Origin of the sequence: Methylobacterium sp. Leaf91, assembly GCF_001422815.1 — a bacterium.
GTDB lineage: Bacteria > Pseudomonadota > Alphaproteobacteria > Rhizobiales > Beijerinckiaceae > Methylobacterium.
On the sequence record NZ_LMMP01000009.1, the window covers coordinates 20,713 to 38,925 of the forward strand.

Here is an 18,213-nt window from a genome sequence, read left to right on the forward strand (position 1 = left end):
AGGGAGGATCGATCATGTCGATGAGGGAAACGCACTTTTCTCGTTCCGGCGCCGGGCGTTCCGGCCTCATGAACCCCGCCGCCACGCAGCCAGCCTCGTTCGAGGCCTGGCAGGCCGTGGTCGCCCCCGGGGACGTGTTTCGTCATCCGCGCGAGGTGCTGGCGCACCCGCTCCTTTCCCGCGAGGAGAAGCGGACGATCCTGGCCTCCTGGGTCTCGGATGCCTGCGCCCTCGAGAGCGCTCCGGGCCTGCGCTGCCTCACCGGGGCCAGGGCCGAGCCGGTCACCGTCGATGCCCTGCTCGCGGCGCTCGCCGAACTCGACGGCCCCGCCGCCCCGGAGAATGCCGCCGCCGACGCGCCCCGGCCCGCGCCGCGCCGCCGGCCGCGCCTCGCGAACCTGCACCGCTATCTCCGCCCGCGCCGTCGAAACAACGACGACGACGACCCGCCGCCCTGCCCGGCGACGATCATGCCCCGCCCCCGGACGCCGCCCAGCGCGGACGCGATCCCGGCTTGAGCGGTGAAGGCTGACGCGCGCCGCCGCCGAAGGGCGGCGGCAGGCGGTCTAGCCCGCGCCTATGAAGGCCCTCACCACCATTCCCTCGCCGACCGAAGCGAGTGATTTCTGAGGTTAGGCGGTGGCGAAGAGGACCGGCTCTGGGTGGTTTCGAGCCTGTCCACCTGCGGAGCGCAAGGCCAAGTGAGCTCACGTTTAAAAAGTCGCAGCCCACCGGTCATTCGATTGACAGGAGCTTGGCCGAGCCGTGCGTAAAGGCGACATTAGCTCGACGATAAAGCCTTCGATTAACGGGCAAAAAGCTATTGGCTACAGCAGTTTAGGATTTGGGTCTATTTCCCGCTCCTCTGATTCGGACACCGGGTTGGCGGACAAGGGCCCGTCGCGTCCGGTAGGGGCGACTTCGGAGTTCGTCTCCGCCACCGGGCTAGACGATTTTGGGGCCGAAGCAGCCGCGAGCGAATGTGAAGCCGCTGCCGGAAGGGAGCTGGCAGGCGATGAGGTAACGAAGTCACTGCTCATCAGCGCTGGCCGTTTAGCGCCAACGAAGTCGGCAAGAACACCAATTATAGACTTTGCCTCAATACTCAAGCCAACAAGATCTGGCCGAGCGCGTGCATGAGCGCGGCTCTCCAACTCGCGGGCGACTGTAAACAGATGCCCCGAATTTTGCTCTTTTGCGAAGAAGTCCGCGATGATTCCAGCGCGCACCCCAGTAAACATTTCTTGAAGCGCATCGCTTGTCTGGCGAGCAATTACACGCCCATTTTTGACGCCCTTAGAGATTACGGAAAGTACGGTTTCGATGCTTTCTTGAACTCGGTTGTCACCGGAGTCTCCGTACGTCACTCCGGCATAGAGCAGATCATGACGAGCGGAAGGCTCTTCAAAGGCCAGTTTCTCCAGTGCAGCATCAAGTGCCATACACGCCAACGCGGCAGACAAGAAAGCTCCGCGAAGAGCTTGCTCCCGGTGCTGTGGACGGGTTGCAGCTCTTTCAGCGAAGAAACGAAATGACCTAATTGCTTTGTTGAAGGCGGGGTACGGCGCAAGACTAACGACTGCGGATTTAGCTGCTGCGATTTGCTTAATCCAATCTCCGTCCTGCTTGTGTCCTGCATATGATTGGATGTTGGCGTTCAGCTCTTCGAGACTAAGGCGATCTCTGAGAAGGTCGTCCCCGTCGTTCCATCGGCGGAGGAAGGCGGCAGTAAGCAGTGTAACTTTCTGCTGTTGAGCAAAACGGTTGACCTTGGCGTTCGTATCGGTGGTGGTGACGACCGCCCGGTCGCACCCGAGCGCCAGTTGCATCCCTCGAACCCACATGATGCGCTCGTAGGCTTTCGGTGACTTCTTGTCTTTTACGTCAACCAACGCGCGGGTACGCACACCACCGCCTTGACGCCCGTACAGCCATACGTCGACGTCGGTGACCTCCTCATCCTCGAACTGGATTGAGACACTCCGGATTGCCAAGAAGCCCTGTCGCGCGAAATAAGCTCGCGCCAGCTCTTCGAGACCAGCACCCTTCGGCAACGCCATCATCCACCACTCCTCAAGCGATCCAGTGCGTCGTGAACGAACCGCTTGTCACTCAAATTGTTCTTCTCTCGTACTTCGTTTCGCGCTGCGTGGGGACCTTTGAAGGCTCTGGCCGGGGAGCCGTCCATCAAAACGGCCTCCTGAGACGCAGCCCCGCCGCGGATAATTGTCAATGCAAGTTCGCCAACGTCCTTCTTGAGCAAGCGCATTGTGTATCGACCATGGCTTCTCTCGGTAACATCGACGACTTGGCGAGCTTCAAGCTCGCGGTAGTCTTCACCAATCGCGCGGATGCCACCAGCGCGAGCGGCTAGTTCGTCACCGCGGACAAGAGCGCGGATGAGCGCGTCTGGCATAGTGATTTGACCTCGGGTGGCGCTACTGCGCGTTTGACCGTACGTTAGCGATGCGATCAGCGCCTTAGCATCATCAATAGGATCTTCTTCAAAGGGACGCCCGTACTTCTGAAAATCGTTGGGTGAAGCAACGTATCCTACAGACTCAGTGCTGTTGCTCACCTCCATCCGGTCAAACAAGCCCACACTAATCAGTCGCTTGTAAAGCTCAGCGCCCAACATTTTTTCAACATCAGCATCGTACAACGCACCGCTGCGCGTTAGCTTATCTTGGACTTCTGAGAGCCGGACTCGCTCGTCAGCCTTGAGCTGCTCCAAAACTCTGTGTGCCTTCTCCGCGTACTTACCGTCGCGAAAAGTATGAGAGTTAAAAAGAAGACCGCGGCCTGGCTCCCCCTCTTCATCAATCAAAGCTGTCTTCTTTGAAAGATCAACGAGAGTGGTCGCTTCTGCCTTCCTCAATTTGTGAGTATCTGAAATATACTCTTCAGCTTCAGCACGCCTGAATGGCTTGCCTGAAACGCGCTCCGAGAGATCGAGGATCGCCTGCTCGTCTGAAGTTGGCTTTTGCTCATCAAATAATTCTGCAGTGGCTTCAAGGACTGCCTGTGTCGTTGCGCCCAGCACAGCGATAGATCCGTCGCTTGTAATGTCGATTCGACCTGCATTCTTCAGAAGTTCTAAACCTAAAGTTCGAGCTGACTTATCGATTCCACTTAACTGGCAAGCGTTATCCACCGTCTGACGCGATATGGCAAAGGTAGTTGATTCATCCGATTGTCGACGAATCAAATTATAGAGGCGACCGACCTTGCCCGCGTATGAGATGTTCTCTAACCGAGCTGCACCTGCACCCGAGTAACCATCAAGATTTTTGGATTGAGCAAGAAGCCATGCCCCTTTGGTCTTATTGTCCATATGCGTGGGGTTCTGCCCCCTCCTTATTCACAGACGGTAGTGACGCAAATCACCTGCCATCGACACTACTGGTGGCATAACCATAAATTTGCAACCGATAAAATTGCTTGCGGCTATGTCCCAGTGCTCGGCGCAGTATCGGAGGGCTTCAGCAGCGTGTTTTATGCCCGAATAGAGACCGGCCCCGAACATCATTCCCGCATTGTAGCGTCCGATTTTAGGATAGATAAATTCGCTGTTTTAAAGATCTCCTTGGGCATATCATTGCCCAAAGGCACCAGAACGAACGTTAGCTCCCAGAAGTGCTGAGTCTTAAGCGCTCAAGCGAAGTTGGGGTGGAAGCAGAAGCGACCAAGCGTCAGGCGTCCCACCGCCCCCCCCGCCAGGCGTACGCCTAAAAATCCTACAATAGGAATTTATGATTGACAGCGTGACGCTCCTTCTGTATCAATGAGGAACGCTCAAGAAGTGTGACGAGAGGGGCAGCGAGATGGAGCTTCCCTTGGAGACACGAAAACTCGTCGAGCAGTTGATGCGGACGACGAGCATGACGAGCCGCGAGATCGCGGAGCGGACGGGGGTCCGCGCTCAGACGATCAGCACGTGGAACCGCCAGCATGGCTGGCGCGAGGGGGTGAGCGACGTAGCGCGTCGGCTCGACCCCGGAGCCTGGGCGCCCGCGCGGCGGCGCGCCGTGGAGACGCTCTACGGGATGATGGAGATCGAGCCCGCGACGCTGGCTCTGGCGCTCGGCGGCACCGTCGCCGGCGCGCCGGCCCTGTTCCGGGCTTGCGGCTTCGAGCGCAGGCCGCGGGCCCGCCCGGCGCCGCGCCCGCAGAAGGCCGGGGCGGCCCCTCCGGCTGCGCGGGTGATGGACAATCTGGGCGAGGCCCTGCGCGCCCATATCGGCCGCCAGATCGCGCGGTTCGACGCGGCCCTGAGTGGCGAGATGCCGCCCGCGCTCGATTCCGCGAAGGTGCTGCGCGACCTCGGCGGCCTGAAACGGCTGCTCGACGACCTCTCTAGCGAAGACCGGGAGCGGAGCGATGCGCAGCGCAACCTTGCGGACCGGGATTCTGCGACGTCCCGCCCCCCGGCCGATGACAGCGACCTGCCCGCCCTGCGCGCGGCAATCGCGGCGCGCTATGCGGCATGCCTCGGCGAGCGGCCGGATGCCGGGTTTCCTGGCGAGCCTGCCGCCGCACCTGATCCGGGCGCTGGCCTCGGACTGGCTCCATAACGCCCGGACCGACCAGCTGCCGCCCTGCCCGTCGCGGGGGGACTGGACGACCTGGGCGGTGATCGGCGGGCGCGGCTCGGGCAAGACCCGCACGGGGGCCGAATGGGTGCGGGCCCTGGCCACGGGCGACCCCGCCTTCTGCGCCCGGGCGGTGGGCCGCATCGCCCTCATCGGCGAGACCTATGCCGACGTGCGCGACGTGATGATCGAGGGGCCGTCCGGCCTGCTGGCGCTCTCCGGGGCGCGGCCGCATTGGGCGCCCTCGCGGCGGCGGCTCGAATGGGCCAACGGCGCGGTGGCGATGGCCTTCTCCGCCGAGGAGCCGGATTCCCTGCGCGGGCCGCAATTCGGCGCAGCCTGGTCCGACGAGATCGCCAAATGGCGCCGGCCGGACGCCACCTACGACATGATCCAGTTCGGCCTGCGCCTCGGCGACCGGCCCCGCAACCTCGTCACCACCACGCCCCGGCCGATCCCGCTGATCCGGCGCATCCTTTCCGACCCGCTCACGGTGGTGAGCCGCTCGCGCACCGCCGACAACGCCGCCAACCTCGCGCCCTCCTTCCTCGACGCCGTGGTGGGGCGCTATGCCGGCACGCGGCTCGGGCGGCAGGAGCTCGACGGCGAGCTGATCGAGGACCGGCCCGACGCGCTCTGGACGCGGGAGGGGATCGAGGCCGCGCGCCGGGACGGGATGCCGGAGCTTCGGCGGATCGTCGTGGCGGTGGACCCGCCCGCCTCCTCGAAGGCAGGGGCCGATGCCTGCGGGATCGTCGCCGCCGGGCTCGGACCGGACGGGCATGCCTATGTGGTCGCCGACGCCACGTTGGGCCGGGCGAGCCCGCAGGCCTGGGCCGGCGCCGCCCTGGCGCTCTACCATCGCCTGGAGGCGGGCAGCCTCGTGGTCGAGGTCAACCAGGGCGGCGAGATGGCCATCGCGGTCATCGCCGAGGTCGACGCCTCGGTGCCGGTGATCCCGGTGCGGGCGACGCGCGGCAAGTATCTGCGGGCCGAGCCGGTCTCGGTGCTCTACGCGCAGGGCCGCGTCCACCATGTCGGCAGCCTGCCGGCGCTCGAGGACGAGCTCTGCGATTTCGGGCCGGGCGGCCTCTCCAGCGGCGCCTCGCCCGACCGCCTCGACGCCCTCGTCTGGGCGTTGACCCACCTCATGCTGGGGCAGAGGGCCGAGCCGAGGATCCGGCGGGTGTGAGCGCGTTCTCCTCTCCCCGCCGGGCGGGGGAGACGGGGATGAGCGCCGGCCTTCGGGTCCAACAGCCTGAAGGCACGTCCCTATTCAAAAGAGGCTGGTCCCCCTCTCCCCGCCGGGCGGGGAGAGGACGTCGTCCTCCCCTTGCCGGGAGGCGACGTGAGCCCGCTAGGGCGAGGGTGAGGGGGTCTCTCCGGGTGTGGCTCCTTCGGACGCGCCCCCTCACCCTCGGCTGCCGCCTCGCCGCGTCGACGACAAGGTCGTCGCGGCCCTCTCCCCGCATGCGGGGAGAGGGGACTGCACACAGGCCTTTCGGACCAGAACTGATCGAGTCAGGACATTCCCATGCCGAACCTTCTCGCCCGCCTGGCGCGGGCCGCCTTTCCCGTGGCCGAGACCAAGGCGGCGCCGGTTTCCGGCCTCGGCATCGCCTTCTACGGCGAGGGCCGGGCGGTGTGGACCGCGCGGGATTACGGGGCGCTGGCGCGCGAGGGGTTCCAGCGCAACGCCATCGTCCACCGGGCGGTGCGGCTGGTGGCGGAGGCCGCGGCCGCCCTGCCCCTGGTGCTGACGGACCGGGCGGGGCCGCATCCGCTCCTCGCCCTCCTCGCCCGGCCGAATGCCCGCGAGGGCGGATCGCGCCTGCTGGAGACGCTCTATGGCTACCTCATGGTCTCGGGGAACGCGTATCTCGAAGCCTTGAGCCTCGATGGCACCCCGCGCGAACTCCACGCTCTCCGTCCCGACCGGATGCGGGTGGTGCCGGGCCCCGATGGATGGCCCATCGCCTACGACCATACCGTCGGCGGGCGGGTGCTGCGGCACGACCAGACCCGCGAGGGCGTGCCGCCGATCCTCCACCTCACCCTGTTCCACCCGGCCGACGACCATTACGGCCTATCGCCGATGGAGGCGGCGGCGGTGGCGCTCGACATCCACAACGCCGCCGGGGCCTGGAACAAGGCCCTCCTCGACAATGCCGCCCGGCCCTCCGGGGCGCTGGTCTACGCCACCTCCACCGGCGCGACGTTGAGCGACGCGCAATTCACCCGCCTCAAGGGCGAGCTGGAGGCGAATTACCAGGGCGCGGCCAATGCCGGCCGGCCGCTGCTGCTGGAGGGCGGCCTCGACTGGAAGCCGCTCTCGCTCTCGCCGAAGGACATGGATTTCGTGGAGGCGAAGGCCGCCGCCGCCCGCGAGATCGCCCTGGCCTTCGGCGTACCGCCCCTGCTGCTGGGCCTCGCGGGCGACAACACCCACGCCAATTACGCCGAGGCCAACCGCGCCTTCTACCGGCAGACGGTGATCCCGCTGGCGCGCCGCACCGCAGAGAGCCTCGCCCAATGGCTGGAACCCGCCTTCGGCCCCGCCCGCCTGGAGCCCGATCTCGACGCGATCGAGGCCCTGGCGCCGGAGCGGGAATCGCTCTGGCGCCGGGTCCAGGCGGCGGACTTCCTCACCGAGGCGGAGAAACGCGAGGCCGTGGGCTACGGGACGGCGTTATAGGTTCGTCAGTTCCAGGTGTGCAGCACCGTGCGCCAGTCCTTGCCCTCACGCTCCAGGACGTTGACCCAGTTGCCCTCGAACGTCTTCTTCGCGCCCCCCTCACCGGGGCCGGACATGGACCAGCGCCCGGTGACGAGGAGAACGTCCCCCTTCATCTGCGCCGAGTTGACCTTGATCGCGTGCTCCTCGAACCCCTTCGCCTTCAGCCCGGCGAAGAAGGCGCCGATCTTGTCGGCGCCGGACACCGCTGCGCCCTTCGGGATCACCATCGCATCGGTCGCGTAGAGGGCCTTGAGGCCGTCCATGTCGCCGGAATTGTAGGTCTTGTCCCAGCGGGCCGCCGCGGCCTGGGCATCGGCAGTGGGATCCGCGGCCGAGGCCGGGATCGGACCAAGCAGGCACAGCAGAACGGATGCGATGCATAGCTTAACGCTCAAGCTCATGATGATCCCCCGTTTCCGATTCGCAGTCGATCGAAGTCGAATAATGTCACTGATCTGCGATCAGGAAAGCGAAATCTTGGTGTATCCGGGCGGATATTGCCAACCCGGACCATCGTCTCGATCGGGGCGCGATCGTTCGGGTGTCACGTCGATCGGGCCGGTGGCTTAGCCGGAAGGTCCGGCCCGAACGATATCCGTGAGGGTGAAATCCTCGCCCTTGAACAGCAGGACCGCCTGATGGGCTCTCGCGCAGGCATAGGCGTGGCAATCGCCCATGTTGAGGGACGCCGGATGCCGGCCCTTGCCGAAGCGCTCATAGGCTTCGACGGCGAGTTCGAACTCACGCCCGGCAATCGGAACGAGGCGGATTTCCACCTCCTCGCAAGTCAGGCGAACCCGTTCGCGGGCCGCCTCGACCGTGAAGGCGTAGTTGCGCACGAGGCCCGCGATGGTTTCCCAGAGCGAGAGCGCCGAACACAGCCTGTCGGGATCGGTCTCCAGGATATCCGCGAACGCGTCGGCTTCCGCCTCGCCGGCGATGATCGCGATCAGCGCGGAGGCATCGACGAAGAGCGTCATTCTCCGCTCAGGTCGTCGAAGAAGGCCTTGTCGGCGGCCTGCCCCGTGGGCTTCGGCAGCGGATGACGGGCCCTCAAGGCCGCGAGGCGTTCGCGTAGCGGCACCGGAGGGGTCAGGCGGCTCAGTTCGGCCGTGACGGCCCGGCGCACGGCCTCGGATTTGGTGACGCCGGACGCTTTCGCGAGCTTCACCACGAGGCCCGCCGTCTCGTCGTCCTTGATGTAGAGCGGCACACGCACCTCCGGGATATCCTCGGCATGATGAGGATATCCCACCGCCTCACCCCAGTCACCCCACCCTTCGGGAGCCCGCCATGGACGGCCATTTCACCGGCTATGCCAGCCTGTTCGGCGTGCCCGATCTCGGCAACGACGTCGTGTCCGCCGGCGCCTTCGCGGCGAGCCTCGGCGAGCGTGGGGCCGCGGGTGTGCGGATGCTGTTCCAGCACGATCCGGCCGAGCCGATCGGGCGGTGGCTCTCCCTGCGCGAGGATGCGCGCGGCCTGCGGGTGGAGGGGCTGATCAACCTCGCCGTCCAGCGCGGGCGCGAGGTCGACGCGCTGATGCGCGAGGGCGGCCTCGACGGTCTGTCCATCGGCTTTCGCACCCTGCGTTCGAGCCCGCAGCGCGGCGGCCTGCGCCGCCTGCTCGCAATCGACCTCTGGGAGATTTCCCTCGTCACCTTCCCGCTCCTGCCCGGCGCCCGCGCCGCCGCGCCGGACGGGACGGTGACGCCCCTCGCCCGCGAGTTGCGCGCCTTCGCGCACCGGCTCGCGCCGCGTGGCGCGCCGTCCCCCCGGACGGCCTCCGCCCCTTCCCCCTTCACCCAGCAGACGAGGTTCGCATGAGTGTTCACGTTTCGCCGAGCGCCCCGGAGACCAAGGCCGATCCGCATGGCTTTCTGGAAAACCACGCCCTTCTGGAAAACAAAGCGGCGCGCCCCGCCTCCGACGCCGAAATCGGCGCCGCCATGGACGAACTCTCCCGCGCCGTCGAGGCCTTCAAGGAGACCAATGACGGCCGGCTCGCCGAACTCGAGGGGCGCCGCTCGGGCGATGTCCTCACCGAGGAGAAGCTCGCCCGCATCGACGCGGCCCTCGACTCGGCGCGCACCCGCCTCGACCGCCTGACCCTGGACGGCCGCCGTCCGCCCCTGGGTGGTGATGGGCCGACCCGTCCGGACCCGGCTTCCGTGGAGCACAAGGCCGCCTTCGACCTCTATGTCCGGGCGGGCGAGAGCGGCGGGCTGAAGCGCCTGGAGGAGAAGGCGCTCTCGGCCGGCTCCGGCCCCGATGGCGGCTATCTCGTGCCGCAGGCCATCGAGCGGGACGTGCTGAAGCGGCTCGCCAACCTCTCGCCGATCCGGGCGCTCGCCACGGTGCGCACCATTTCGGGCGGGCTCTACAAGCGCGCCGTCTCCACCACCGATGCGGTCTCGGGCTGGGTCGCCGAGACCGCGGCGCGGCCGCAGACCGACGCTCCGTCCCTCTCTGAACTGAGCTTCCCGGCCATGGAGCTCTACGCCATGCCGGCGGCGACCCAGACGCTCCTCGACGACGCCATCGTCGATATCGACGCCTGGCTCGCCGACGAGGTGGAGACCGTCTTCGCCGAACAGGAAAGCGTCGCCTTCGTCACCGGCAACGGGGTCAGCCGCCCGCGCGGCTTCCTCAGCGTGGACAATGTCGAGAATTCCGCCTGGAGCCCAGGCAGGCTCGGCTTCGTCGCCACGGGCGCGGCGGGGGCCTTCCCCAGCGCCGACCCGTCCGACGTGCTGTTCGACCTCGTCTATGCCCTGCGGGCCGGCTACCGCCAGAACGCCAGCTTCGTGATGAACCGCAAGGTCCAGAGCACGATCCGCAAGATGAAGGATGCCGACGGCAACTACCTGTGGCAGCCGCCGGTCTCGGCCGACAGGATCGCGACCCTCCTCGGCTTCCCCGTGGCCGAGGCCGAGGCAATGCCGGATGTGGCGGCCAACAGCCTGTCCATCGCTTTCGGCGACTTCAAGCGCGGCTATCTCGTGGTGGACCGCGCCGGCCTGCGCGTCCTGCGCGACCCCTACTCGGCCAAGCCCTACGTGCTGTTCTACACCACCAAGCGCGTCGGCGGCGGCGTGCAGGATTTCGACGCGATCAAGCTGCTGAAATTCGCGTGAGGCAACGGGGCGGGTCGGCCGGTCACCGGGGGGCGGTCCGCCACGACATTCCGGCGATAGGAGGCTGACGCTCGCCCCGCCGAGTCGCAACCGAGGCGGTGAGAGGGGGCGTGCTCCTCAGGTGGCCCCGGTGACGAGGGCGATCATCGCCTCGTCACCGGGTCTCGTCGGGCGAAGCTTGACGGGTTGCTGCCCATGGAACCGCCAAGCCCGTCCATCGCGGTTCTGCCGTCCGTCGAACGTGGCTTCCGTGGTGCGATATCCCGAAAGGGTCAGGACCACGCCATGATGTCCGTCCGGGCAGGGGATCGCCACGGTCCTCCCCGTATCCTCCTTCCACAGCGCCACGGATCTGGACCCGTCCTTGCGGCCGGTGCGGTTCGCACGTTCGATTAGAGCAAGGGAGGTGAAGGTGAGGACGGACGACCCAGGGTCGTCGGCCAGCACCGTAGCGTAGCGCGCGGGCCATCTCTCCGGCACCTGCGGCCCATCCATGAGCAAGGCGAAGACGAGACTCGGGCCGATGGAACGCAGCACGGTATGACAGGGGTCGACCCGGGCCATATCCTCGCAGATCATCGTGGTGAACGTCGATGCTTCACGAAACACGTTCACGTGGATTTCCCGTTTGGGGACCATCGTCTTCTCCCACCACGTCACGCGAGGATCGAGGGCGGCGGCCAGGGCATAGGTCGAGATCTGCGATTCATCGAGGCGCCAGCGATGGTGCTTCGAACGACTCGTCGTGATCGTGCGCGCAAGCCAATCGGGATTGCTGGACTTGAACACGCTCGAGAGCGCGACGTTCGCGACCTCGCCCTTGCAGTTCATGCTCGATCCGGCGACCAGGAATTCGATCGACGGAAAACGGGTGACGACGGCCTCGACGATCCTTTCGTAGATCGGCCAGTCGAGCGCGAGCTCCGGGAAAACCACGCCGTGGAGATGGCCGACATCCTCCATCGACCGTTCGATGAGCTTGATCGTGAAGGCGATGAGAGCGTCGCGCCGGGTCATTCCCCGCGGCTGCCTGCGACCATTCAACCATTGCTGCTGAAGCTCGAACCACCCCCAGGGCGTCGTATTCGTGACCCCCGAACGATCGGCGTCCTCGGGGGTCAGGCGAACGTGTCCCTTGAACCACTGGGCCGAGATCTGGAATGGGTAGGGGATCAAGAGCAGGTTGAGCGCGTCGTCGTCATCGGACCTCAGCGGTCCGGGCGGCCGTTGCCAGCACGCACGGACGATCCCGCGAGGCGGGAGCGTCGCGAGGTTGTGACTGAAGGTCCGGAGCGTGCAGCCCATCGGAGGTGTGCGCGATTTGGGTTGAACGCAGACCACGTCTGGATCGGCCTGCATGCAGACGGTCGAGTGCTGGGGAAAGTACGTGATGTGGGCTTGCGCCTTCTCCAGCAGGCTCTGGTAGATCCGTTCCTGCGAGCTGTACCAGGCATCGTAGACCCAGCTTGTCGCCGCGCTTCCGGAAGGGATGACCTCGCGGGTCGTTCCGTATCCGAGATCGGCACAGGCTTCGTCCGCGATGACGAGGAGACCGATGGCCGGAAGCCACCAGCGGGCGGGGGGCGCATGAGGGCGATGCTCGACGAAGACCGGGTCTCCGGCGTGTTTACCGATCTCGCTCCATAAGCGCGTCACCAGTTCCGGAACGGCGGCATGGCCCATCCATGTCTGCCCGGACTTCACCCATTCGGCATGCTCGTCGAGGTCCATCAGCAGGGCCGACGCACTCCAATTCGCAGGTTCGTCTCGGGGCACGAGATAGTGGTAGGCGCCCGCCGTCTCCAGAAGATAGGCGGCGACGGCAAACAGATCCGCCGGGTAGTCCGGCACGGCAGGCCATCCCTCATGTCCTTTGTCCGAAAAGAAGGAGCGCGTTCCGTTGGGGAAAATGCGCGCGACAATCGTGCCGACACTGAGCGAGGCTGACATCGTGGCGCACTTGCAATTCGAAGGGAGACGCGTGAATGCTACCTATGCGTGTCATGGCAGCCTCCGCAAGCGCATCTCTCGAATCCTTTGAAGCGACGCGACATCCCGTGTGGCGCATCGCCGGGGAGCGGCCCTGACATTCGCGTCGGATGCGAGTCACCAGAGGGCAAGATGTTGAGGAGAAGGAACTTTTCCTCTATCGCCACGAACCAAACGGCGCTATCGAAAGAATGATTTAACCGATTATTCGCTTATCTCATGCGAACCGTGGATGGTACGCCCGGTTGTGATTTCCAGATACCCATCGTCACCATTGCCAGGGACGCTCCGAGACGTTCAGCCCTGCAACCCAGCATGGAGCCGCAAATGTCAGCCGTAAGCCCGATCGCCTACCTGAAGGCGCAGCACGTCGCATCACAGGAGGCCAGTGCGCGGCTCGTCGAGCACCTGACACGAGCGGGGATTCCTGCCGAGACCGCTCACCAAGTGGTGGCTCAGCACATCGCGGGATCAGCTGAGCGTCTGCACTCGGAGAACGAGTCCATCTTGGACGCCAATATCCATTGGACGCAGAACGGTCACAACTGATCCAGAAGCCGGAGGGCTGCGGAGCGCCGAGGACAGACACTGCGCCCGGCGAGGCCACCTAGACCGGTGACGACCGAGGCCGTCCACAGTCAAAGCCCACCTCCGTTGAGCGCGTCCCAGAGGCTCGTTTCAAGGCATGACGCCGACGAACGAACGCCGATTCTGAAGAGAATCGACGCTCCGCCCCTCACCGCCGACCCGGCCGCGCCATCCAATCGGAGCGGTTGGAGCGGCGGAAGCTCGCGGGGGCTTCGCTCGGGGAGAGCTGGGCCATCTCGGCGGCGCGGGAGGTGATCCAGCCGGCATGCTGGCCCGTCGGGGTCACCGCCGTGAAGCCGCCGCAGGCGGTGCGGGCGCGCTTGTCCTGGCGCATGGCGCCGCTCGACCAGCTGACCACGCCGACGATCTGGTAGCCGCCCGGACCGCCGCGCAGGATCGGCCCGCCGGAATCGCCGAGGCAGGCGCCGGCCCCCGCCGTCTCGGCGAGCTTGCGCCGGTCCGTCACCACCGTGACCGTGTTGGCGACCTGGAGCGAGCCGATGGAGACGAGATGCGCCTGCCGCAGGGTGCGGGCGGTGTTGCGGCGGTTCTCGGCCACGACACCGAAGCCGGCGATGTCCACCGACTCGCCGGTGCCGATGGCCCCGCCGCCGCGCGGATCGAGGGGCTGGAAATCCGCCCCTAACGGCTCGGACAGTTTGATCAGGGCGAGATCGATGCCCGGCTGATCCTCCGGCGTGGTGCCGGGCACGAAATCGGGGTGCATCGACGCCGCGATGGCGGAGATGCGGCGCTGGCGGAACGACCGGTCGACGGCGACGACGCTGTAGCCGGCCTGGTGCATGACGCAATGCGCGGCGGTGAGGACGAGATCGGGACCGATGAGCGTGCCCGAGCAGATCTCGCCCTGGGTGCTCTCGATGCGCACCACCGAGGCGCGCAAACCATTGGGATCACGGGAGACTTCGCCGTTGATCACGGCGAGCGCCGGAGCCGGGACGAGACCGACCAGCGCCGTGACGGCGACCCTTCGCAGCGCGGTCGTGAACATCGTGTCTCTCCCGCGCCCGGCATGAGCCCCGGACGTCCCTGGAATGAAGCCTAGCGTAAGGCAATCCCTCGGCCAAGCTCCGGTTCCGTCGCTGAGGCAGTGCGGCGTCAGGGGGCGGACCAGCCGGCGGAGCGGCCCCAGCCCGCGAGGGTCCGGTCGATCCAGTCGCGCTGCGGCCCCAGCAGGACGCCTTGTGAGATGCTACCGCAAGCGCCGCCCCCGACCCAGGCGGAGACGGCCAGCGGCGGCGCGCCGGGCGCATCCGCGATCGGCCCGCCGGAATCGCCCTGGCAGGCGCCGGATGCGCCGCCGGACGGCTTCATCCAGACCAGGATGCGGCTCTGCCCATAAGGCTCGACCACGGGGAGGACGGCGCTGCGGAAGGTGCCGGTGGTGCGCGGCTCGCCCGGTTTCGACACCCCGTAGCCGGAGAGGACGAGGCTCTCGCCGGCGCGCGGCAGTGCGGCGCTCAACGGGGTCGGCCGGAAGCGGGCGGGAAGCGGCGTAGCGGTGCGGACGAGCGCCAGATCGATGGAGCGCCGACGCCCAGCGATGGCGCCGGCGTCGTAGCCGGGATGGACCGCGCGGGCGGCGAGATCGACCAGCACCGGCTGGCCCGCCTCGTCGCGAAAATGCACCCGGTGCTCCGCGCCGCCCTGGCGGGAGCCCGCCGCCACGCAATGGCCCGCCGTCAGCACCGAATCCTGCGCCACGACGATGCCGGTGCACACGCCGCCGTTCGAGGACAGCACCATCACGGCCGAGCCGGCCGCCTCCGGCGCCTCGCGACCGCCGACGACGGCGGCGGCCGGCCCGGCGGCGAGGCCGAGCAGCAGCGCGATACCCGCAGACCGCATGTCGAGATCCATTCCGCCCATCCCCTTCACCGTCCCACCCGGAGACGACGATGAATCCGATACGCGTCGATGCCGCCATCGTCGAGCCGGTCACGTTGGCCGACATGCGCGCCCACCTGCGGCTCGACCCGGACAACACCACCGAGGACGGTCTGGTGGAGAGCCTGATCGCCTCGTCCCGCGCCATGGTGGAGCTCGCGACGCGGCGCATCCTGGCGCCCGGACGCTACCGGGTGATGCTCACGGCCTGGCCCCGGGACCGGTTCGTACCCCTTCCCCTGAGCCCCCTCGTCGCCCTGGCGAGCGCCGGCTCGGTGGATGCGACGGGCACCGTCACGGACTTCGCCCCCGGCCTCGTCCGCCTCGCGCCGGATACGGTGGAAGCGCCGGGGCTGATCGTCTCGCCCGCCCTTCCCTCCCTATACCGGGCCGCCGCCCTGATCGAGGTCGATGCCGGGTTTGGCGGATCGGGTCTGCCGATCCCTTCTGCTCTCGCCCAGGCGATCCGGCTCGTGGCGGCGCATGGGTTCGAGCATCGGGGCGACCTGCCGGTGACCCTTGCCCCGATGGTGGAGGCGCTCGTCGCGCCGCACCGCCGGATGCGCCTTTAACCCGCCGATCCCGGAGCCTTGTCATGACGCACCCGCCCATCGGCGCGCGGCGACGCCGCTACGTGCTCGAACGCTTCGTCGACGACCCGGACGGGTTCGGCGGGCACCTTCGCCGGTTCGTGGCCGGCCCGCTCCTGTGGGGCACGCTGGATTCCACCGGCCATGCCGAGCGCACGCGCGGCGGCCGCTCGGATGCGGTGGCGACCCACCGCATCCGCCTCGCCTACCGGGCGGACGTGACGCCCGCCATGCGGCTCGTCTCCGGTTCGCGCCGCTTCGCCATCCGCGCGGCGGGCGATCCCGACGGGCGCAGGCGCGACCTCGTCTGCGAGGTCGAGGAACTGATCGAAGCGACGGGGGCCTGACATGAGCGACGCCCTGTCCCTTCCGGCCAACCCGCTCCTCGCCCTGCGGGCCGCCATCCTCACCGTCCTCGGCGACGACGCGGAGCTCGGCCGGCTCATGGGCGGCGAGGTCCGCATCCATGACGAGCCTCCACGCGGCGCGGCACCCGTCTACGCGCTGTTCGGACCCGCCGAGATGCGGGACGATTCCGTCGACGGCGCGCTGCGCCATACCCATCGGATCGGGCTGATCCTCTTCGCCAGGCCCGGCTCCAGCCGCGGCGCCATCGAGGCTGCAGGCCGGGCCGCCGCCCTGCTGCACGAGGCGCTGCTCTCTCCCGCCGGCCATGCGCTGTCGGTCCTGCGGGTCGAATCCCTCGCCTGCGCCCGTGACGAGCGCAGCGGCGAGACCCGCGCCATCCTCACCCTCCAGGCCGTCACCGAGCGGCTGCCGACCTCCTGAGCCGGCTTTGCTCCGCAGAACCGGCGACCTCTCTTGCTAACCCGCTTCAAGGAGCGACCCCATGAGTGCCCAGAAAGGCAAGGACCTCCTCATCCGGATCAGCGAGGGAACGGGGTTCACGGCGGTGGCCGGCCTGCGCGCCCGGCAGCTCGCCTTCAACGCCGAGACCGTGGACGTGACGAGCGCCGAATCCGTAGGGCGCTGGCGCGAGCTGTTGGCCGGGGCGGGGGTGCGCCGCGCGGCCGTCTCGGGCTCGGGCGTTTTTCGCGACGAGGCCTCCGACACCCGCCTGCGCCAGATGTTCTTCGACGGCAGCATCGACACGCTGCAGGTCGTGGTGCCGGCCTTCGGCACGATCCAGGGCCTGTTCCAGATCACCAGCCTGGAATATCGCGGCGACCATGCCGGCGAGGTGACCTTCGACATGGCCCTCGATTCGGCCGGTCCCCTCACCTTTACGAGCCTGTGATGGCGAACCGCAGGCGCGGAGAGGTCTCCGTCGCGATCGGGGACCGGCGCTACACCCTGTGCCTCACCCTGGGAGCCCTGGCCGAACTGGAGGAGGCGCTCGGCGCCACCGATCTCACCGGCCTCGCGGGCCGCTTCGCCGAAGGCCGTCTCGCCAGCCGCGACCTCATCGCGCTCCTCGGCGCGACCCTGCGCGGCGGCGGCCACGATCTCGACGACGCGGCGGTGGCGCGGCTGCCACTCTCGGGCGGGATCGAGCCCATCGCCACGGCCCTCGGCGAGGCCCTGGCCGCCGCCTTCGGAGCCGAGACGCCGGACCCTTGAGCCCCACGGGCGGGATCGGGCCGGAGGCTCCCTCCGCCTTCCCGTGGGACGAGGCCATGGCCCTGGGCCTGAACGCCCTGCGCTGGAGCCCGCGCGACTTCTGGGCGGCGACGCCCCGCGAATTGATGGCCGCACTCGGAGGCTCTAGCCGCCGCGACGCGGCCAGCGCCGCCGACCTGCGGCGGCTGATGAATGCCTATCCCGACCCGTCGTGACGTGGTTCGGCCTTCGATGAAGCCCGGCTCCCACGCGAGCCGCGCTGCCTATGAGGGACCTCTTTTTCAAAAAAACCACCTCATCCTGAGGTGCGGCGACAGCCGCCTCGAAGGAGCCCTCCAGCCCCCTCTGCGGCTTCTGGAGCCCTCCTTCGAGGCCTTCGCTGCGCTGCGGCACCTCAGGATGAGGTCGGTGGATAGGATGGGGGCGGGGAGAACCGAGCCCCTGAGAAGCGGATGACAGGAGCCGACCATGGCCGAGACCGAGATCGACCGCGCCATCGCCGCGCGGACCAAGCAGTTGAGCACCCTGGACAATCTGGCCCAGAAGTTCGGCGACAGCCTGAGCAAGGCCTTCATCAGCACGGTCGGCCCGGCCAAGCAGCTCGATGGGGCGCTGACCTCCCTCGTCACCAAGCTCGCCGGCATGGCGGGCAAGGCCGTCCTCGACCCGGTGAAGGGCGGCATCGAATCCTTGGTGAAGAGCCTCATCAATTCCGGCGCATCGAGCGCGGCCTTCGCGAAGGGCGGCGTGATCGCTGGAGGCCGGGTGCGCCCCTTCGGCAGCGGCGGCGTGGTGGCCGCCCCCACCTACTTCCCGATGCGCGACGGGACGGGCCTGATGGGCGAGGCCGGGCCGGAGGCGATCCTGCCCCTCGCGCGCGGCAGCGACGGGCGCCTCGGGGTCGCCGGCGGCGCTTCGGGGCAGCCGGTCTCCGTCACCGTCCATATCGCGACGCCGGATGCGGAGAGCTTCCGCCGCTCGGAGGCGCAGGTGGCCGCCGCCCTCGCCCGCGCCGTAGCGCGGGGCCGGCGCGCGTCCTGAGCGAGAACGACGCGGGGCCGGCGCGCATCCTGAACAACCACGGCATCCTG

At 67.5% G+C, this 18,213-nt stretch carries 22 protein-coding genes; 14 read left to right on the forward strand and 8 right to left on the reverse strand.

What is annotated here, in order from left to right; all coding sequences use genetic code 11:
• Positions 1-14 precede the first annotated feature (14 nt).
• Positions 15-518 carry a hypothetical protein gene (locus tag ASF32_RS09145; RefSeq protein ID WP_056426751.1) on the forward strand — a complete coding sequence of 168 codons (504 nt, stop codon included), beginning with the start codon at positions 15-17 and terminating at the stop codon, positions 516-518.
• A gap of 309 nt (positions 519-827) precedes the next feature.
• Here ASF32_RS09145 and ASF32_RS09150 read toward each other — a convergent pair whose 3' ends face one another.
• Positions 828-2,063, reverse strand: a complete 1,236-nt coding sequence (locus ASF32_RS09150; RefSeq protein ID WP_056426754.1) for a restriction endonuclease — start codon at positions 2,061-2,063, stop codon at positions 828-830.
• Entirely contained in the window at positions 2,060-3,334 is a 1,275-nt protein-coding gene (locus ASF32_RS09155) for a hypothetical protein (protein WP_156467745.1), read from the reverse strand. Before ASF32_RS09155 ends, ASF32_RS09150 begins: the two co-directional genes overlap by 4 nt.
• Before the next feature lie 502 nt (positions 3,335-3,836).
• Between ASF32_RS09155 and ASF32_RS09160 the strand changes: the two genes are divergently transcribed.
• The 3 genes from ASF32_RS09160 (at position 3,837) to ASF32_RS09170 (ending at position 7,287) form a co-directional block, all read left to right on the forward strand.
• Complete coding sequence (locus ASF32_RS09160; RefSeq protein ID WP_244478180.1) at positions 3,837-4,574, forward strand: hypothetical protein; 738 nt, start codon at positions 3,837-3,839, stop codon at positions 4,572-4,574.
• Complete coding sequence (locus ASF32_RS09165) at positions 4,507-5,784, forward strand: terminase family protein (RefSeq protein WP_056426764.1); 1,278 nt, start codon at positions 4,507-4,509, stop codon at positions 5,782-5,784. Before ASF32_RS09160 ends, ASF32_RS09165 begins: the two co-directional genes overlap by 68 nt.
• A gap of 342 nt (positions 5,785-6,126) precedes the next feature.
• Positions 6,127-7,287 (forward strand): phage portal protein, encoded by a 1,161-nt coding sequence (locus ASF32_RS09170; protein ID WP_056426767.1) that lies wholly within the window; start codon positions 6,127-6,129, stop codon positions 7,285-7,287.
• A 5-nt stretch (positions 7,288-7,292) separates the two neighbouring features.
• Here the strand turns inward: ASF32_RS09170 and ASF32_RS09175 are convergent, their stop codons facing one another.
• From ASF32_RS09175 to ASF32_RS09185, 3 genes are all read right to left on the reverse strand, one after another.
• On the reverse strand, positions 7,293-7,730 hold the full coding sequence (locus ASF32_RS09175; protein ID WP_056426769.1) for a DUF4440 domain-containing protein: 438 nt from the start codon (positions 7,728-7,730) through the stop codon (positions 7,293-7,295).
• 165 nt (positions 7,731-7,895) lie between these two features.
• Complete coding sequence (locus ASF32_RS09180; RefSeq protein WP_056426772.1) at positions 7,896-8,309, reverse strand: type II toxin-antitoxin system VapC family toxin; 414 nt, start codon at positions 8,307-8,309, stop codon at positions 7,896-7,898.
• Positions 8,306-8,584 (reverse strand): type II toxin-antitoxin system VapB family antitoxin, encoded by a 279-nt coding sequence (locus ASF32_RS09185; protein ID WP_244483616.1) that lies wholly within the window; start codon positions 8,582-8,584, stop codon positions 8,306-8,308. The genes ASF32_RS09180 and ASF32_RS09185 overlap by 4 nt, the downstream gene beginning before the upstream one ends.
• Before the next feature lie 38 nt (positions 8,585-8,622).
• Between ASF32_RS09185 and ASF32_RS09190 the strand changes: the two genes are divergently transcribed.
• Positions 8,623-9,156: an HK97 family phage prohead protease gene (locus ASF32_RS09190; RefSeq protein ID WP_056426775.1), complete on the forward strand. Its 534-nt coding sequence runs from the start codon at positions 8,623-8,625 to the stop codon at positions 9,154-9,156.
• Positions 9,153-10,466 (forward strand): phage major capsid protein, encoded by a 1,314-nt coding sequence (locus ASF32_RS09195; protein ID WP_056426778.1) that lies wholly within the window; start codon positions 9,153-9,155, stop codon positions 10,464-10,466. The genes ASF32_RS09190 and ASF32_RS09195 overlap by 4 nt, the downstream gene beginning before the upstream one ends.
• Positions 10,467-10,583: 117 nt before the next feature.
• Here the strand turns inward: ASF32_RS09195 and ASF32_RS09200 are convergent, their stop codons facing one another.
• Positions 10,584-12,317, reverse strand: coding sequence for a hypothetical protein (locus ASF32_RS09200; protein WP_156467746.1), 1,734 nt, complete (start codon positions 12,315-12,317; stop codon positions 10,584-10,586).
• Positions 12,318-12,782: 465 nt separating this feature from the next.
• On the opposite strand from ASF32_RS09200, the gene ASF32_RS09205 reads away from it, so the two are divergent.
• On the forward strand, positions 12,783-13,004 hold the full coding sequence (locus ASF32_RS09205; protein ID WP_156467747.1) for a hypothetical protein: 222 nt from the start codon (positions 12,783-12,785) through the stop codon (positions 13,002-13,004).
• A 187-nt stretch (positions 13,005-13,191) separates the two neighbouring features.
• Here the strand turns inward: ASF32_RS09205 and ASF32_RS09210 are convergent, their stop codons facing one another.
• Positions 13,192-14,055, reverse strand: a complete 864-nt coding sequence (locus ASF32_RS09210; RefSeq protein WP_056426786.1) for a trypsin-like serine protease — start codon at positions 14,053-14,055, stop codon at positions 13,192-13,194.
• Between the two features lie 107 nt (positions 14,056-14,162).
• Positions 14,163-14,912: a trypsin-like serine protease gene (locus ASF32_RS09215; RefSeq protein WP_244478181.1), complete on the reverse strand. Its 750-nt coding sequence runs from the start codon at positions 14,910-14,912 to the stop codon at positions 14,163-14,165.
• A 50-nt stretch (positions 14,913-14,962) separates the two neighbouring features.
• Here ASF32_RS09215 and ASF32_RS09220 point away from each other — a divergent pair, with 50 nt between their 5' ends.
• The 7 genes from ASF32_RS09220 (at position 14,963) to ASF32_RS09255 (ending at position 18,163) form a co-directional block, all read left to right on the forward strand.
• On the forward strand, positions 14,963-15,523 hold the full coding sequence (locus ASF32_RS09220) for a phage head-tail connector protein (protein WP_056426794.1): 561 nt from the start codon (positions 14,963-14,965) through the stop codon (positions 15,521-15,523).
• A gap of 23 nt (positions 15,524-15,546) precedes the next feature.
• Positions 15,547-15,888: a phage head closure protein gene (locus ASF32_RS09225; RefSeq protein ID WP_056426797.1), complete on the forward strand. Its 342-nt coding sequence runs from the start codon at positions 15,547-15,549 to the stop codon at positions 15,886-15,888.
• A 1-nt stretch (position 15,889) separates the two neighbouring features.
• Positions 15,890-16,330 (forward strand): DUF3168 domain-containing protein, encoded by a 441-nt coding sequence (locus ASF32_RS09230; RefSeq protein ID WP_056426800.1) that lies wholly within the window; start codon positions 15,890-15,892, stop codon positions 16,328-16,330.
• Between the two features lie 61 nt (positions 16,331-16,391).
• Entirely contained in the window at positions 16,392-16,799 is a 408-nt protein-coding gene (locus tag ASF32_RS09235) for a phage major tail protein, TP901-1 family (protein ID WP_056426803.1), read from the forward strand.
• Positions 16,799-17,122 (forward strand): gene transfer agent family protein, encoded by a 324-nt coding sequence (locus ASF32_RS09240; protein ID WP_018045759.1) that lies wholly within the window; start codon positions 16,799-16,801, stop codon positions 17,120-17,122. Before ASF32_RS09235 ends, ASF32_RS09240 begins: the two co-directional genes overlap by 1 nt.
• A complete protein-coding gene (locus ASF32_RS09245; protein ID WP_056426805.1) occupies positions 17,119-17,337 on the forward strand; it encodes a phage tail assembly chaperone in 219 nt (72 codons plus the stop codon). The genes ASF32_RS09240 and ASF32_RS09245 overlap by 4 nt, the downstream gene beginning before the upstream one ends.
• A 253-nt stretch (positions 17,338-17,590) precedes the next feature.
• A complete protein-coding gene (locus ASF32_RS09255) occupies positions 17,591-18,163 on the forward strand; it encodes a phage tail tape measure protein (protein WP_056426811.1) in 573 nt (190 codons plus the stop codon).
• Positions 18,164-18,213 lie beyond the last annotated feature (50 nt).